Genomic DNA, 14,675 nt, shown 5'->3' on the forward strand with positions numbered 1-14,675 from the left:
CTAATATAATAAAGAAAGCGGGCATAACTCAGCAGGAAGAGTGCAAGCTTCCCAAGCTTGATGCCGCGGGTTCGATCCCCGTTGCCCGCTCCATCTTTTCCATAAAGGATCATTCAAATTATGTGGGAGAGTAGATCGTTGCCGGGGTTTAAGATTAAAAAACCCCAAGGAGAGAGATTTTCCTTGGGGTTTTTTAATCTTTCCACAATGGGGCCGAAGCGCTTTTTGCACCTTGTTTTGTCGCGCTGCGGGTCGCGACGCTTCGACGTACGTCTGTGTACGCCTGCGCGCCTCAACCCTTGCGCTTCGCGCAATCCATCAAAAATCGCTTCGGCCTGAAAACCTCGCACCATTACCTTGGCCTCATTTCTTTTTAATGAATTATTGATGCGGTGTTTAACTATATAAACAAAATAAACCAAAGAAACTAAATAAACAAAAAAAACGCCTCCGGTTGGCAACCCCTCGTGGCCTCGTCATGCATCAAAAATAGCTTCGGCTGTATATACAACAAAAAACGCTTGAACGAATTTTTTCACACTTTAGAGTTTTTATTTATAATTTACCACTTGACCACTCGACCCCTTGAATCCTTGACCCCTGACTTGCTATTGACATATGTGGTCAGTCTATTATGATCCGAGACTTGAAGACTGGCTGGAAACAATCCCGACAGACGTTAAGGCAAAGATACTGCGTATCGTTGATATGCTTGTGGAAGGGTTTTTTATTTCACATGGCACGGTGAAAAGATAATATTGCTTCACGGGTTCATGAAGAAAAGCATGAAAACTCCACACAGGGAAATTGATGTGGCCGTGCAGAGAATGATGGAGGTTATACGATGGCTAAAATAAAAGACTTTAGCGTTGTAAGAGAGAAATGGCTGAAGGATTACAAGGTCAAGAAGGAATATGAAGCCCTCAGAACAGAGTTCCAAATAGCGGCAGAGATTATAAAGGCGCGAACAAAAGCAAATATGACACAGGCTGAACTTGCGGATAAACTGGGAACCAAAGCGACTGCAATCTCGAGGCTTGAATCGCCAAATTATGGAAAGGTGTCCATTTCGACTCTTAAAAAGATTGCCCAGACCCTCGATTGTGATCTTAAAATAGAGTTTATGCCCAAGAAGATATCGCGAGCGAAGGGATGATCTTTTACAGCCAAGGAAGAAAGTATTCTTTTCCTTGGCTGTAAACGCATAAAGGGCTCGCATATTTTGCGCCTGACTTTGTCTACTTCAGGGCCGCACAATCCTCAATGCACTATAAATTTCACACTTTAGAGTTTTTATTTATAATTTACCACTTGACCACTCGACCCCTGGAATCCTTGACCCCTTTTTTGCAGGTGTCATCCATCAAAAATTGCATCGGCCAGAAAAATAAATGAAACCAGACGGAGGATTGCAGCCCACAGAGGTGGAGCTTGTCCTTTGTCAGTGGCCTGTTGCCCAAATCAAATTATTTGCCGGAACACTGTTTCATTCGTGCTTCCGCTCCGTGCGCTTCTGCTGTGCCAGAGTGGGTACCCAAACCGTACTCGATGTCGCACTCACGAAAAGTTCTTCCGGCAGTGATGTTTATGAAGAAATAGGTTCGGGCAACAGGCCGTCAGTGGCTGACCCCTCGTGTTCTACTAAACCCCCTTTACTAAAGGGGGTTTAGGGGGATTTGAGGTATTATATTTCCAGAAGGTCTCTGCCTACGATAATCTCTCCATTAAAATGGGCCTTAACTGGCTCCTTCCACATTTCATCCGTTAACGAAGGATCATCGGAAGGGACAAAATGGGTTAGCACAAGCGTCTTGACCCCCGCTTTCTTTGCCACTTCACCCACATCTTCGACGGTCGTATGACTGGCAACGATATGTTCTACCAACCTGTCAGCGTTAGGAATGCGGGCCATGAGTCTTGCCAGGGACTGTTTGTGTATCACTTCATGGATCAGGACATCCGCCCCCTGAGCCAGCTTTATCAAGCTATCAATAGGTGTTGTATCGCCGGAAAAAACGATTGACCTGCCGGGTGTATCAAAACGGTATGCAAAGGAAGGTACGACCGGTGGGTGGTTTACTATAGTTGCCGTGACCTTGATATTGTCATCCTGCATCACATGTCCGGCTTTGCTGAATTCATGGATATGGACCATAGGGGCAAGGGGCGACCTTCCCTCATCGGGGATCCTGATATTGATATCATAGGCATTCAATTCAAGAAATTGCTTTGTCATCCTTTCAATAGGTGGTGGGCCATATGTATCTATCCTGCCTTTGAAGCCGCTTGCCCAGGCATTATATATAAGGTTTCCATATTCTAAGTTATGGTCTGAGTGGTGATGGGTGATGAAGATATACCGGAGATTTCGAAGGGGTACGTCTGCAAATACTAACTGCCTGCTTACACCGCCTCCACAGTCAACCACATAAGGCACATTATTTATAATGATAACTAAAGCTGCCTGGTTGGCCTTTTTGTTAGGTCGAGGGCCTCCGCCTGTTCCGAGCATAATTACCCGTGTCCCTGTCTTTTTTTGCGGAGCCGAAGGAGTCTTTGCCTGGGCAAATAGTTTGTCTGGCAGGAGACTTCCAGCAGCAATTGCAAGTGAACTGCCAATGAATTGTCTTCTGGATATGCCTTTCTCTTCTTTTTTCATTGAACCCTCCCTTATTGTAAATTTATTTCTTTTTGCATTTCCCGATAGAGCCTTCTTTACATTCTGTCCCGTCAGTCCATATGGCGCCAGAAAGAAAAAACCCAATGGGGGCAGAACTTGAAATATCAGTTTCTTCCATTATCCCCTCCCCCTTTTTTCCATTCTCCTGCTATCTCAATAGGTTGTCAAGGGATTTTTGAGAGGGGGTAGGTTATGAGCGGAGAGCTTTAAGCTGAGAGTCTTTTTACCCATCACGCGTTAAGGCCTTTGTCGCCGAATCCTGACCCCAGTGGTCTACTCAGCCAATAAGTAGTGTAAAGTTCTCACTGTTCGAGTAACTTTTTGCGATACTGGACATAGGCATCGCGTATGGCAATGTATGGGTCGATGGCTGCCTTTTTGAGCGCTTCGTAGTCCCCGATGTGGAAGGAGAAGTAGTTGACCTTTTCGTGGGCCGTGATAGCTATCGGTTCAGGGTCTAACCATTCCGAACTAAGATAGGTAGTAGGTTTCAAGAACAGGTCCCCGACCCATCCAACTGTGTCACGGGGGTTGGAAGGACCGAGAATAGGCCACACGATATAGAATCCAGAACCTATGCCGTACTTACCAAGTGTCTGGCCAAAATCCGCTTTACGGCCTGTAATCCCGAAACCGTCCTTGGCAACGTCCCGGAACCCGGCAACCCCGACGGTGGAGTTAATGACAAAACGGACAAGCTCGCGCCCTGCATAATCTGGTTTCCCCTGGAGCAGGTTGTTCACGAAGCGAACGGGCATCATTATATTTTCGTAGAAGTTGCTGAATATTATCCTGAAGGTTTCCGGTATGACGTACTTGTAACCCTGGGCAGTAGGTTTCAGGAGCCAGAAGTAGAACTTGTCATTAAAATGATACATGGCCCTGTTCCAGGGTTCTATGGGATCGGCAATGGTAGGCCCTTCGCCTGAGGTGGCTGTCTCCTCGGTGACGTCCCCATACTCATCAGATGGTTTCTCTTTCACGGTAACCGGAGCGAGACTGGTCTCATCAGCTGGTTTTTCTGCCTTCGGAAAACCTTCGCCAGTGGTGATACCCGGGTCTGTGGCAGTGGCAGCTCCGTGCGCCGGGGAGAGGCCGAGCGACAAGGAGAGCAGAAAAACCAGGCATACAGTCAATCCCGCAAAAGATATACTTTCCCTGTAGCGTGTCGGTCCCTGGCGGCTCATTTCTTGCCTACCTTTTTACGCAGGGTCTCGAGCAGCTTTTCGGGCGGGTTATTCCCGAGAATCTCCCGGAACTGGGTGCGGTAGTTACTGATCAGGCTCACTCCCTCGATCACCACATCAAATACTTTCCACTCGCTGTCCTTCTTAATGACCCTGTAATAAATGGGGGTCTCGCCGTTCTTTGTGACGACAGAGCTCTGGACCTCCACCATGTTTTCCGAAAGTGGTACCTCCTTCGTAAAGTTCACCTGTTCGTTGGTGTAGGCTGTGATCTTATCTACGTACGCGTCCTTGAGGATGGTCTTGTAAAGTTCGACGAATTCCCTGCGCTGCTCTGGGGTAAACTTGTTCCAGTTCAGCCCCAGTGTCCTCTTCGAAAGCTCTACGAAATCGAAGAGCTTATCGGCGGCGGCCACGATCCTTTGTTCTTTCACCTTTTTGCCCGCTTCCCCTTTAAGCTTAGGGTCGCGCATCACCTCAAGTACACTGTTGACATTTACCTTCACAGTATCGAGCGGGGCGCCTCCAAAAGCGAGGAATGGAACCATCAAAACAATAAGCAGTGTAGCTGAAGCTACCCATTTTTTCATAGTACTCTCCTTGGTCACTTGGTGGATTTTGCCGGGGATTTCTCCGGCTCCTTCTTCACGTCCCCGAATGCATACTTGCCTATCAGATCTTCGATATCAGTCGGCACAGAAGTTTGCGTGATGAAGCCGCCAGGTTTCAATACCTCGCCGGCTCCTCCCGGGTCGATTTTCACATACTTGTCCCCGATGAGCCCGGAGGTCTTTATAGCTGCTGCCGCATCATCGTATACCTTTACCCCTTTGTTGATCTTCATTCCGATGATCCCCATCTGTCTCTCGGTGTCTACACCCAGGCTATTCACACTGCCCACCTCGATCCCGTAGATTTCGACTGCACTGCCGGCCCTCAGTCCGGAGACCGAGGCGAACCGCGCATAAAGCGGGTACGTATCTTCCCCAAACAGCGAAACCTTGCCCAGCTTCACGGTCATATAGCCCACGCATATGAGACCAACCAAAACGAAAATACCTACAGCCGTTTCCATGGAATACTTTTTCATTACACGCTACCTCCGGCATCGCATCGGTGAGTTGCGATAATCTCCTGGTTTTTCTCAGCCCTCTCGATTATCTGTTCAATCTCGTCAGCGGGCGAGACTTCTGTAATCCCGGCACGGATGTAAATGTCGAAACTTTGTCCCGCGCCTATCTTTGCCTCGGCAATACTCTCGATGCTGGCAAGGGCCTCTTGCTGCAGTTCTTGAGCAAAGCCCGCCACCAGTTCCTTTGCCTCATCAGGAGTTGTATGAGGGAATATAGTAAGAACCTGATCCCTGCTGTGACGTGCGGAGAAACCTCCCACAGGGTTGAAGCGCCTGTTAGTGTATTCGCCAAGCGCCTTGAGGACTTCAACTGCTGCCTGCGGTCCCAGGGCCTCGTGCAATATATTTAACCGAACGCTAAAAACCGCGGCCGAAACCGCAGCTACCGTGGCTGTGCCCCCCAACATTGCTGTATAATGAACCCTGAACGCCTCCCTGGAAAGCAGGCCTGTCAGCTCGTCCTGGAAACCATCAAGACTGCGGAGGAACTCATCGATCAAAGGAAGCTTCAGTTTTGAAGCTTCTTCATAGGTCCCCTCGAAGCCAACCGTCCCTTCCCAGAGAATGATAATTCGATCTGAGATAAAAAAGACATCCGGAATGTCGTGGCTGATCATGACAGCGGTAAACCCGAATTTTCGCCTGTAATGGGTTATCATGCTCAGAATCATGTTTTTCCGGATGGGGTCCTGACCCGTGGTTGGCTCATCAAAGAGCACGATCTTCGGGTCCTCAACCAGCGCCCGTGCCAGGGCTACCCGTTTCTGCATCCCGCCCGAGAGTTCCGACGGATACTTATCCATGGCTTCAGTAAGTTCAAGGTCCTCGATCCTTTTCAATACCTTTGCCTCGATCTCTTTCCTGCTGAGGTTCGTGGTCTGCTGGAGTGGAAAGGCGACATTTTCGAAGACCGTCATCGAGTCGAGGAGGGCGTTGTTCTGAAACAGGTAGGCGATGGTGCTTCTGCATTCGTCCCATTCGTTCTTTTTCATTGTATCCACAGGCTTTCCCTGAAAAAGGATAGTGCCTTCATCCGGCTTCAAGAGACCGATGATGTGCTTGAGAAGCACACTTTTCCCGGTACCGCTCTTCCCGATGATCGTCGTAATCTGGTTTTCATAGATTTTAACGTTGACATTGTTGAGTACAGTCTTATCACCAAACCTTTTAGTGACATCTCTGAATTCTATCAACGGTGTCGTTTCCATAATCAGTCCTACATAAGAAAGGAGGTTACTACATAATCCGCAATGAGAATCATCACACATGAGAGCACGACGGCAGAGATAGTGGCAAGGCCTACGGCCTTAGCTCCGTAACCATCAGACCGCATATGGCAGAAATAGCCCTGGAAGCAGCAGACACATGACACAATCAGGGCGAAAACTAAAGATTTTATAAAGCCTCCCCTGACGTCTACCATATTTATAGAGGATTGTACCCGGTAAAAGTACGTACCTGCGTTCGTCCCTAACAGGAGAACTCCGGTAAGATATCCTCCGATTATTCCGATGAGATCAAAAAAGGAGGTGAGCAAGGGAAAGCTGATAATTGAGGCGGCAATCCTCGGGCTGACAAGGTAACGTACCGGATCAATTCGCATGGAGTATAGGGCGTCAATCTGCTCGGAGATACGAAGGATCCCGATCTCTGCAGTCATGGCAGAGCCGGCCCGTGCGGTGATCATAATAGCTGTGAGAACTGGTCCCAGTTCCCTGATGAGGGAGAGGGATATGGCAGACCCGAGAGCCCCGACAGAGCCGAATTTCACCAGGGTGTAGAAAAGCTGCAACCCGAGCACCATACCGGTGAAAAGGCCTACCAGCATCACGATCAGGGATGACCTGGCGCCGATATAAAACACCTGCTTCACGATCTCGGGAAATTGTTTTCGCCGGAGGATGTTGGCAAAGGCAAGAAAGAAGAAAAGGGCCATTGCGCCCAGATTGCCCACCAGGTGGATGGTCCCCCTACCGATGACAGGAAAAAGGAGTGTAAAATGATTGCTACGCTGTGGTGATCCTGTTCCTGTCAAGTCTGTTTCTTCGCCTCTCTTTATGGAGTTGGGAACGGAAAACTCAATGGGGACAGAACTTGAAATATCAGTTTTTTCCATTATTCCCGATCCGCATTTCTCCATTTTCCTTCTATTCCAACAGGTTGTCAAGGGATTTTTGAGAGGGATAGAGAGGTTTAGTTTCGGGAAACGCTCTTCCGCCCTTGCAGTCTGTCCCAAGTTAAGGGCTGAGCCCGATGACCCAACCGAACGATCATAGCCAAAAGTAAGAGCGCAGAACGTGACGGGCAGGTTCTCGCTAATAGGAGTGAATCTCCTTTTCTGTAGTATTAAGAAACGGCATGTGGTATATTTATGTACATAAAACAGAAAATAGCTTCAGGATCGTTAGAACAGTAGCACAAGAAGGATACACAATGTACCAAAGCGCCGCAAGGAGTCAATAATGAAAAAACCTTTTTCCCGCATGGCCCCCACTAAGCATTTAGATGAAGCCAGAAAAGCCCTTGCCGATGGTTATAAGCCTGATTCAAACCCAATGAAAACCGTATGGGGCAGAGTGAGCGACGCAAGAAAACATCTTAAGGAAATCGAGGCAGAATCGCATGAATATATCGCAGCCCGGGGACTCATGCGCGAAGTACTCTTGAGAGAACGGAAAATCAAAAATGTGTGCATTGGCATTGAGCATCACCTCATGATAAAACAGCGTGAAATGTTGGCGGATGAATTGGAGCAGTATTCTCACAAAAGGGGTATACTCGTTGAGATAGAGCTAAGCGGCCCAGATAAGACATCTATAAGATTGATGTGTCCATTGTTGCGTGAAGTATCGATTGATAGAATTGTAAATGAAACCAATTTATTCACATATCTCAAGAAGGCTGGTTTCAAACAAGTGGTTTTAGGAGATACCGAGGAGTATATCTTTACATACAGTTTCGAAAAATCATGATATGCTCTACGAAACAAACAACGCTGAAACTCTGAAACTATCAGGGTTAGGTCTTGACGTTAAACATTTATCTATTATTCCCATCCCCATTCTATTCATTTTCCTGCTATCTCAATTAGGTTGTCAAGGGATTTTATGGGAGGGGCAACGCCCTTCCGGCCTGGCTATTTTGAAATGCATGATTGTAAGATCTTACCCCATTGTTTCGACAGAACAGGGTTAAACCATGTTGACATTTTAAGAGACATTATCTATTATTGAACATTATTTATAATGGAGGTGGAAAATGTCTGATAAAATCAAAATATTTGTAAAACAGGGCTGACCATACTGTGCGAAAGCTAGGCTGGCTTTTGAAGATAAGGCTGAATATATCGATGTGAGGGCTGATAAATCCAACCTCGAAGAAATGCTACGCTATTCAAAAGGGCGTAAGGAAGTACCGGTTGTTGTTGATGGTGGTAAAGTGACCATCGGATATGGCGGCTCCTGAGGGGTCTAATGCCATATGCCGTGCGCATATTGAAAAAAACCATACCTCGAAAATCGCTCAGGGGAAACGCTCTTCCGACTTCGTAGTCTGTCCCGAGTCAACGGCTTGTTGCCTAAACAATACAAATTTCGAGCAATCTTTTGAGGTTGAGAAAATCCTCGCTGGAGAGAACCTCGAGCACTGCTTAGGACCCTGCCGATAAGCTGAAGTGTGCCTGCGACCAGGTCGCGTTTAGGCCAATTTTTATGTCCGAAGCCCAGCGGCGAGTTTGAAAATTGAACGGAAGCGAGATTTGGACAACTGGATAGATTTGGGAAACAAGCATTCAAGTGCTGACCCCTATGCCTTCATCGGGCGCCAAGAAGTCCGGGGAAATAAGCTCTCTTTCAGGCTACAGGATGTCCTTGAGTCCCTCCATAAGGTCTCTCAAGACGCTCTCGGCATCAGGACCTGCCTTTTTCAGGGGAGCTCTCGGCTCTCCACCGAAATAGCCCACCATGTCCATGGCAGCCTTCAGCCCGCTTATGCCGTAAGTCGTGGTCACTGCCTTGGCAATGGGTGTGAGCCGGTTCTGAAGCTCCCGTGCCTTAATGTACTGCCCCTCAGCATAAAGATCGGCAATACGGGTGCACAGTTCGGGAAGAACGTTGGCAACCGCAAGGATGCCGCCTACCGCACCTACACACAAGGCAGGGAAAAGGACAGGAGCGGAGCCCACGAACACCACAAAGTCCTTGGCCGATTGATGGATAATCTGGCTGAGTTGGTCGATATTACCCGAGCTGTCCTTGATACCTATTATGTTCGGTTGCTGGGAGAGCTTTGCAACCAGGGGCGGCTCCATGTTGATGCCCGTAAACTGGGGTACGTTGTAGACGAGGACAGGAATACGGGACGCCTCAGCCACAGCCACAAAGTGGTCATAAAGGACCTGTGGCGTCATGGAGCCCTTGAAATAGCAAGGTGTCACCACGAGGGCCATGTCGGCACCGAGACGGGCCGCCTCGTTGGTAAACCTGATGGTCTCGCCCGTTGATTCCATGCCAGTACCCACAAGCATGATCTTCTCTTTCGGGATGGCCTCCCGGGAGACCTCGATCACTTTGATTCTTTCTGCTTCACTGAGATAAACCGCCTCTCCGTTCGATCCGAGGACGAGGTACCCGGAGAGCTTGGTCCGGTTCCACCTCTGGAAGTTCTCTTTTAGTCTGTCAAATGTTACCTCTCTCCCGTTGAAGGGCGTGGTGATAGGTGGCATGATGCCGTGCAAATTCATGGTCTCCTCCTTTTCAAGAGATTCTAATACAAAGAATGTCACAGATTACTATGCTTCTGGGAATCCATAAGTCAAGAATGGTTTTCATCTATCCCCTCAGCACTTCTTGCAGTGCCATTAGCAGCCTTGAAACGTTCTCCTTTCTTGCCGTGTGTCCCATGAGCCCCATACGCCAGATTTTCCCTGTTAGGGGTCCCAGGCCGCCGCCGATCTCGATTTTGAATTCGCTACGCAAACGCCGTCGGACAGACAGTTCATCTACCCCATCAGGAACACACACGGCATTCAGCATGGGGAGGCGGTAAGGTTCGTCCACCAACATCGTGAGACCCAGCTCTTCCAACCCTTTTACCAGTGTCAAGTGGTTTTCCTTGTGCCGCTGGAACACCTTTTCTGGCTCTTCCTCAAAGATTAGGAGGAGGGCCTGGTATAGACCATAGAGCATGTTTACAGGCGCCGTGTGGTGGTAAACCCGATTTGTACCCCAATAGTTGGCAATGAGAGTAAGATCGAGATACCAGTTCGGCACTTTCTTTTTGCGTCCGTTCAGCTTGGCCATCGCTTTATCGGAAAATGAAAGGGGTGCAAGTCCGGGAGGGCAGGACAGGCATTTCTGTGTGCCGCTGTAAAGGGCATCTATGTTCCAGTCATCCATTCTGATCTCGAGTCCACCCAGACTGGTAACGGTGTCCACCAGGTAGATGGTGTCACTGCCTTTGAGGAGCGTGCCGATTTCGGGAACGGGATTCCTAACACCAGTTGAGGTCTCGGCATGGACAACAGCCACTATTCTATAGGATTCCTGCCGGATCTTTTTTTCTACCGCTTCCAGCAAAGCAGGGGTTCCCCAGGGGAACTCCAGAACATCAACTTTAGCACCGAGCCTGTTGGCCACGTCCTGCATCCTCATGCCAAAGACGCCGTTTATCATGATCAGAACCTTGTCGCCCGGTTCCACCAGATTCACAAAAGATGCCTCCATACCGGCAGAACCCGTTCCTGATATGGGGATAGTAAGGTTATTCCTGGTATTCATGATCCGACGGAGCATTTCTTTGAGTTCGTCCATGATGTTCAAAAAGTAGGGATCCAGATGTCCCAAGGTTATCCGGCTCAGAGCCGTATAGACCTGAGGAGGTACACAAGAAGGGCCAGGGCCCATGAGCAAGACTTCTTCAATATTTTCCAATAGGTTCTTCATACTAAATCTTCTCCTCGATATAGACAATTTCAGCAAAACTTGTTGTAGCCAGGTGGTGATAATGTAACATATTTCATAAATTTTCAATAGATAGTTAACGATGGAAAAATCTTAAATCTCAGAAAATTAAACATTACCGGTGGTGAAGCTAAAAGGGTCAGCCGTTGACGGACTGTTGCCCAAACACAGTTTTCGCCAGAACACTATTTCGCTCACTGCCGGGTACCCTCTGGGTGTGCGCTTTTTACCCCCACCCGCAAGCGGGTACCCGGGCTCGAATTTCACTCAATTTGCAAACTCGTCCCGCTTTAAGGCGGGACTCAGACAGTACGAATTGTCCTTTGGAACGTTTATTCTTGCCGAGTGGGTCACCCAAAAATGCTCGAAGTCGCGACTCGCGTAAGGTTTCATTGCGAACAGGGGGTGAGCAACAAAGTTCTTCTGGCCCTTTTGACTGGGGGTTAACAAAAATTGTTTGGGCAACAACCCGTTGATATTGGATATTTTTCATTATCCCCACCCCAATTTTCTCCATTTTCCTGCTATCTCAATAAGCTGTCAAGGGATTTTTGAGAGAGGAAACGCTCTTTTGACTTAACGGTATTGGTATCAGTTATCACGGCATCCTATAAGTCTTTCGATGCGGGATCGTACTTCAAGCATTAAGCGGGTCTTGGCCGCATTACCTTCTTCTTCCATATAGACAGGTTTGCCTATTTTTATATGGATCTCCCCTTTTTCTCTCGGAACAAAGCAGCCTTCCGGCTGCAATTTACCTGTTCCTTTGATGCCTACCGGTATTATAGGTGCCCCGGTACGAAGGGCAAGAGAAAACCCTCCTTTTTTAAAAGGCAGGAGAGTACCGTCTTTGCTCCATGTCCCTTCCGGAAATATAATGATATTCATACCGTCTTTTATCTTGCGAGCTGCCTCACTCATTGCCTTCAGGGCTTTTCGCGGATTTTTTCTGTCGAGACTTATGTTTTTTCCAATTTTTAATGCCCATCCTAAAAACGGCACAAAGAAGAGTTCCTTCTTAGCTATCCATTTAAAAGATAAACGCAGGGAAGAAAGAAGCGCAAATATATCAAGTACGCTTTGATGATTGCACATAAATATATAAGGGGGTTCAGATATGTTCTCAAGCCCCTCAAGTGAAACCCTGATACCGCATACCTTGAGATGAATGATTGCCCATAACCTACCAATTTTATTAACCTTATCCCCCTTACGGTCAAAGGGGTATAAAATAAGGGCGACAATGGAAAGGAATATTGTAGCAAAAACAAGGTTGAGAAACGAAAGAAGCCTTCTCATTCTATTAACCGTATCCCCCATTTAGTACAACTCCAGTTTAGAGGTTTTGTATTCATTCTGTCAATACCATTCTCTTAAGCATACTCTGCAGGGGCTAAGTCATTGAGCATACTTGAAAGTACAGGGGGACGTCCCCCATTTGTTCTATTAGCTATCAGCGATCAGCTTTCAGCTAAAAGCCTTTTACCGATCAGCTACCAGCAATCAACTTTATCGTACATCATGCATCGTGTGCACTATATACGAATCAGGTTATGTGTTTTGATACATAATGCGAACCACGAATCAGGAGACTTTTGGAATAATTTTGCAAAATAGAATAATTATATGGTAGACTAATTTGTCGTGTATTCAATTTATTCGCTACCGCTATCTTTATCGCATTCAATCGAATATGTGTAAACTGATTCACGACTGGAATTAAATAGTAAAAGGAACAATTGACTATGGGCAACAAACAGACGCTACCTTTTCTGACCATTAAAGGGAAGACCATTAAGGCACCCATCATACAGGGCGGGATGGGCATCGGGGTATCACTTTCGCCCCTTGCAAGCGCAGTGGCAAGAGAGGGCGGCATCGGTATCGTATCGAGCGCCTGCCTCGACAGACTTGTCTCGAAAAGGAATGGCAGGAAACGCAATACCTATGAAGCTACCTATGAGGAGGTGTCTCTTGCGAAAGCAAGCGGGGGTGTATCCGGTATAAACATAATGGTTGCCATAGTAAGAGATTATGAGGAATCTGTAAAAGGCGCAATAGATGCAGGCGCCGATGTTATTATTTCGGGCGGGGGACTGCCGTTAGCCCTCCCTGCTATCAAGAACCCGGGAGATACCGCACTTATCCCCATCATTTCGTCAGCGAGGGCGCTCGAGCTTATATGTAAGAAATGGGAACGTTATGACTACAGGCCCGATGCTGTTGTCCTCGAAGGACCTCTTGCCGGTGGACATCTTGGGTTTAGAATCGACCAGATCCACCTTGAATCGAACAGGCTTGAAAACCTTTTACCCCCTGTAAAAGAGGTTTCAATAAAGTATGGGGGTTTTCCTGTTATCGTTGCAGGAGGCATTTATACCCATGATGATATTGTAAAATTTTTACAGATGGGGGCTGATGGTGTGCAAATGGGAACGCGTTTTCTCGTAACTGTAGAGAGCAGCGCATCGGATGCGTATAAACAGGCCGTTATCAATGCCGGCAAGGACGACATAATAGTCGCACAAATACCCTGTTCCCCCTGCGGTATGCCATTTATGGTCATTAAGAAATCACCCATGTTCCAATCTGCACTCGAACAAAAGAGAAAACCACGCTGTGACAAGGGGTATATCCTGATGAGAGATAAAGAGGGAAATTTTACCAGGTGTGCGGCACAGCATGAGGACGGAGGCTGTTTCTGCATCTGTAACGGCCTCTTGAGCTCTGCCGGCTATAACCCGGACATAGAAGAGCCACTCTATACAGTAGGAGCCAACGGCTACCTGGTTGATAAGATTATGACCGTAAAAGAACTGATGGAAGAACTGACCGGCCAATCAGAGATAACAAACAGAGTCAAAAACCAATGGAACCAACCAATGGGGTCAGGTCTTGAAATATAACATTTTATAATTTTCCCGCCCCCTTCTGCCACAGTAAGCAGGGCAGAAATTTTTACCAATACTTCTTTCTGTCATTAAGGAATTCTTTGTAAATCTGATAGTGGCTTGTATCCTCGTAATTAATCTGGCTAATAGGTGCGTGGTCAAAACTGTAGATAGTGGCATTAGGTGATGCAAGTAAAATGGGTGAGTGTGTAGCGATTATAAATTGGGCATGATTTTCTTGGCTCATATCCTTCAATACGCTAAGAAACTCTAATTGTGTCTTTGGCGAAAGGGCATTTTCTGGCTCATCTAAAAAATATAGTCCTTTCCTTTGAAAACGATTCTTAAAATATGACATGTGGCATTGTCCATGGGATTGGGTCATTAAAGATTTACCTCCAAAATATTCTAATATTTTAGGTGAAGCTGCTGCCCATTCATCAAGTATATTTGTAAAATGCTGAAAAATTGCTGAGGCAAAAAATGATCCCGGTACAACACCATCCGTCCATTCCACGCCGATGTATTTATAAAGTTCTTCCTCGTATCTATTAAACTCAAATCGGCGACCTTCCTCAGGTTCCCATATATGGATATTACATTTACGTGCTATGGCCTTCAGAAGTGTTGATTTACCAGTGCCGTTTTCCCCGACAAAGAAGGTAATTGCTGTATGAAATGCTAAAACCCTGGTCACATTAAAATTATGTAACTTGAATGGGTAACAGTCTTTAGCTGGGTATTTTTCGGGGAAAAGTGTTATTTTTTTTAAGTGCATCGGTATGCCCTCTTTTTAATTTAAAAATCTAAAGTATCACACCTAAT

At 47.0% G+C, this 14,675-nt stretch carries 16 protein-coding genes and 1 tRNA gene; 6 read left to right on the forward strand and 11 right to left on the reverse strand.

Features of this window, described 5'->3' with window-relative positions:
- Nucleotides 1–17: 17 nt before the first annotated feature.
- Nucleotides 18–93: transfer RNA gene (locus tag NTU69_08925), tRNA-Gly, on the forward strand.
- A gap of 20 nt (nucleotides 94–113) precedes the next feature.
- On the opposite strand, the gene NTU69_08930 is transcribed toward NTU69_08925, so the two are convergent.
- Nucleotides 114–461 (reverse strand): hypothetical protein, encoded by a 348-nt coding sequence (locus NTU69_08930; GenBank protein MCX5803631.1) that lies wholly within the window; start codon nucleotides 459–461, stop codon nucleotides 114–116.
- Nucleotides 462–618: 157 nt separating this feature from the next.
- On the opposite strand from NTU69_08930, the gene NTU69_08935 reads away from it, so the two are divergent.
- Both NTU69_08935 and NTU69_08940 read left to right on the forward strand, forming a co-directional pair.
- Nucleotides 619–756, forward strand: a complete 138-nt coding sequence (locus NTU69_08935; protein ID MCX5803632.1) for a hypothetical protein — start codon at nucleotides 619–621, stop codon at nucleotides 754–756.
- A gap of 88 nt (nucleotides 757–844) precedes the next feature.
- Nucleotides 845–1,156, forward strand: coding sequence for a helix-turn-helix transcriptional regulator (locus NTU69_08940; protein MCX5803633.1), 312 nt, complete (start codon nucleotides 845–847; stop codon nucleotides 1,154–1,156).
- A 528-nt stretch (nucleotides 1,157–1,684) separates the two neighbouring features.
- Here the strand turns inward: NTU69_08940 and NTU69_08945 are convergent.
- The 6 genes from NTU69_08945 to NTU69_08970 all read right to left on the reverse strand — a co-directional run bounded on the left by NTU69_08945 (nucleotide 1,685) and on the right by NTU69_08970 (nucleotide 7,139).
- Nucleotides 1,685–2,659, reverse strand: a complete 975-nt coding sequence (locus NTU69_08945; protein MCX5803634.1) for an MBL fold metallo-hydrolase — start codon at nucleotides 2,657–2,659, stop codon at nucleotides 1,685–1,687.
- Between the two features lie 323 nt (nucleotides 2,660–2,982).
- Nucleotides 2,983–3,867: a VacJ family lipoprotein gene (locus NTU69_08950; GenBank protein ID MCX5803635.1), complete on the reverse strand. Its 885-nt coding sequence runs from the start codon at nucleotides 3,865–3,867 to the stop codon at nucleotides 2,983–2,985.
- Nucleotides 3,864–4,457: an ABC transporter substrate-binding protein gene (locus tag NTU69_08955; protein MCX5803636.1), complete on the reverse strand. Its 594-nt coding sequence runs from the start codon at nucleotides 4,455–4,457 to the stop codon at nucleotides 3,864–3,866. The genes NTU69_08950 and NTU69_08955 overlap by 4 nt, the downstream gene beginning before the upstream one ends.
- Nucleotides 4,458–4,471: 14 nt before the next feature.
- Nucleotides 4,472–4,957: an outer membrane lipid asymmetry maintenance protein MlaD gene (gene mlaD / locus NTU69_08960; protein ID MCX5803637.1), complete on the reverse strand. Its 486-nt coding sequence runs from the start codon at nucleotides 4,955–4,957 to the stop codon at nucleotides 4,472–4,474.
- On the reverse strand, nucleotides 4,957–6,207 hold the full coding sequence (locus NTU69_08965; GenBank protein MCX5803638.1) for an ATP-binding cassette domain-containing protein: 1,251 nt from the start codon (nucleotides 6,205–6,207) through the stop codon (nucleotides 4,957–4,959). Before NTU69_08965 ends, mlaD begins: the two co-directional genes overlap by 1 nt.
- An 8-nt stretch (nucleotides 6,208–6,215) precedes the next feature.
- Nucleotides 6,216–7,139: an ABC transporter permease gene (locus NTU69_08970; GenBank protein MCX5803639.1), complete on the reverse strand. Its 924-nt coding sequence runs from the start codon at nucleotides 7,137–7,139 to the stop codon at nucleotides 6,216–6,218.
- A 322-nt stretch (nucleotides 7,140–7,461) separates the two neighbouring features.
- On the opposite strand from NTU69_08970, the gene NTU69_08975 reads away from it, so the two are divergent.
- Together NTU69_08975 and NTU69_08980 are read left to right on the forward strand one after the other, a co-directional pair.
- On the forward strand, nucleotides 7,462–7,971 hold the full coding sequence (locus NTU69_08975; GenBank protein ID MCX5803640.1) for a hypothetical protein: 510 nt from the start codon (nucleotides 7,462–7,464) through the stop codon (nucleotides 7,969–7,971).
- Between the two features lie 286 nt (nucleotides 7,972–8,257).
- Entirely contained in the window at nucleotides 8,258–8,464 is a 207-nt protein-coding gene (locus NTU69_08980) for a UXX-star (seleno)protein family 1 (protein ID MCX5803641.1), read from the forward strand.
- Nucleotides 8,465–8,855: 391 nt separating this feature from the next.
- Here the strand turns inward: NTU69_08980 and NTU69_08985 are convergent, their stop codons facing one another.
- The 3 genes from NTU69_08985 to NTU69_08995 form a co-directional block, all read right to left on the reverse strand.
- On the reverse strand, nucleotides 8,856–9,740 hold the full coding sequence (locus NTU69_08985; protein MCX5803642.1) for a dihydrodipicolinate synthase family protein: 885 nt from the start codon (nucleotides 9,738–9,740) through the stop codon (nucleotides 8,856–8,858).
- An 88-nt stretch (nucleotides 9,741–9,828) separates the two neighbouring features.
- On the reverse strand, nucleotides 9,829–10,941 hold the full coding sequence (locus NTU69_08990) for an alanine--glyoxylate aminotransferase family protein (protein ID MCX5803643.1): 1,113 nt from the start codon (nucleotides 10,939–10,941) through the stop codon (nucleotides 9,829–9,831).
- Between the two features lie 609 nt (nucleotides 10,942–11,550).
- Entirely contained in the window at nucleotides 11,551–12,279 is a 729-nt protein-coding gene (locus NTU69_08995; GenBank protein ID MCX5803644.1) for a lysophospholipid acyltransferase family protein, read from the reverse strand.
- A gap of 425 nt (nucleotides 12,280–12,704) precedes the next feature.
- Between NTU69_08995 and NTU69_09000 the strand changes: the two genes are divergently transcribed.
- Nucleotides 12,705–13,865: a nitronate monooxygenase gene (locus tag NTU69_09000; protein MCX5803645.1), complete on the forward strand. Its 1,161-nt coding sequence runs from the start codon at nucleotides 12,705–12,707 to the stop codon at nucleotides 13,863–13,865.
- A gap of 52 nt (nucleotides 13,866–13,917) precedes the next feature.
- On the opposite strand, the gene NTU69_09005 is transcribed toward NTU69_09000, so the two are convergent.
- A complete protein-coding gene (locus tag NTU69_09005) occupies nucleotides 13,918–14,628 on the reverse strand; it encodes an AAA family ATPase (protein MCX5803646.1) in 711 nt (236 codons plus the stop codon).
- Nucleotides 14,629–14,675: the final 47 nt, after the last annotated feature.

This window comes from Pseudomonadota bacterium (genome assembly GCA_026388215.1).
GTDB lineage: Bacteria > Desulfobacterota > Syntrophorhabdia > Syntrophorhabdales > Syntrophorhabdaceae > JAPLKF01.

Coding starts and splice junctions, on each gene's coding strand:
- NTU69_08935 (MCX5803632.1), top strand. CDS start 619: ATGTGGTCAGTCTATTATGATCCGAGACTTGAAGACTGGCTGGAAACA.
- NTU69_08940 (MCX5803633.1), top strand. CDS start 845: ATGGCTAAAATAAAAGACTTTAGCGTTGTAAGAGAGAAATGGCTGAAG.
- NTU69_08945 (MCX5803634.1), bottom strand. CDS start 2,659: ATGAAAAAAGAAGAGAAAGGCATATCCAGAAGACAATTCATTGGCAGT.
- NTU69_08950 (MCX5803635.1), bottom strand. CDS start 3,867: ATGAGCCGCCAGGGACCGACACGCTACAGGGAAAGTATATCTTTTGCG.
- NTU69_08955 (MCX5803636.1), bottom strand. CDS start 4,457: ATGAAAAAATGGGTAGCTTCAGCTACACTGCTTATTGTTTTGATGGTT.
- mlaD (MCX5803637.1), bottom strand. CDS start 4,957: ATGAAAAAGTATTCCATGGAAACGGCTGTAGGTATTTTCGTTTTGGTT.
- NTU69_08965 (MCX5803638.1), bottom strand. CDS start 6,207: ATGGAAACGACACCGTTGATAGAATTCAGAGATGTCACTAAAAGGTTT.
- NTU69_08970 (MCX5803639.1), bottom strand. CDS start 7,139: ATGGAGAAATGCGGATCGGGAATAATGGAAAAAACTGATATTTCAAGT.
- NTU69_08975 (MCX5803640.1), top strand. CDS start 7,462: ATGAAAAAACCTTTTTCCCGCATGGCCCCCACTAAGCATTTAGATGAA.
- NTU69_08985 (MCX5803642.1), bottom strand. CDS start 9,740: ATGAATTTGCACGGCATCATGCCACCTATCACCACGCCCTTCAACGGG.
- NTU69_08990 (MCX5803643.1), bottom strand. CDS start 10,941: ATGAAGAACCTATTGGAAAATATTGAAGAAGTCTTGCTCATGGGCCCT.
- NTU69_08995 (MCX5803644.1), bottom strand. CDS start 12,279: ATGGGGGATACGGTTAATAGAATGAGAAGGCTTCTTTCGTTTCTCAAC.
- NTU69_09000 (MCX5803645.1), top strand. CDS start 12,705: ATGGGCAACAAACAGACGCTACCTTTTCTGACCATTAAAGGGAAGACC.
- NTU69_09005 (MCX5803646.1), bottom strand. CDS start 14,628: ATGCACTTAAAAAAAATAACACTTTTCCCCGAAAAATACCCAGCTAAA.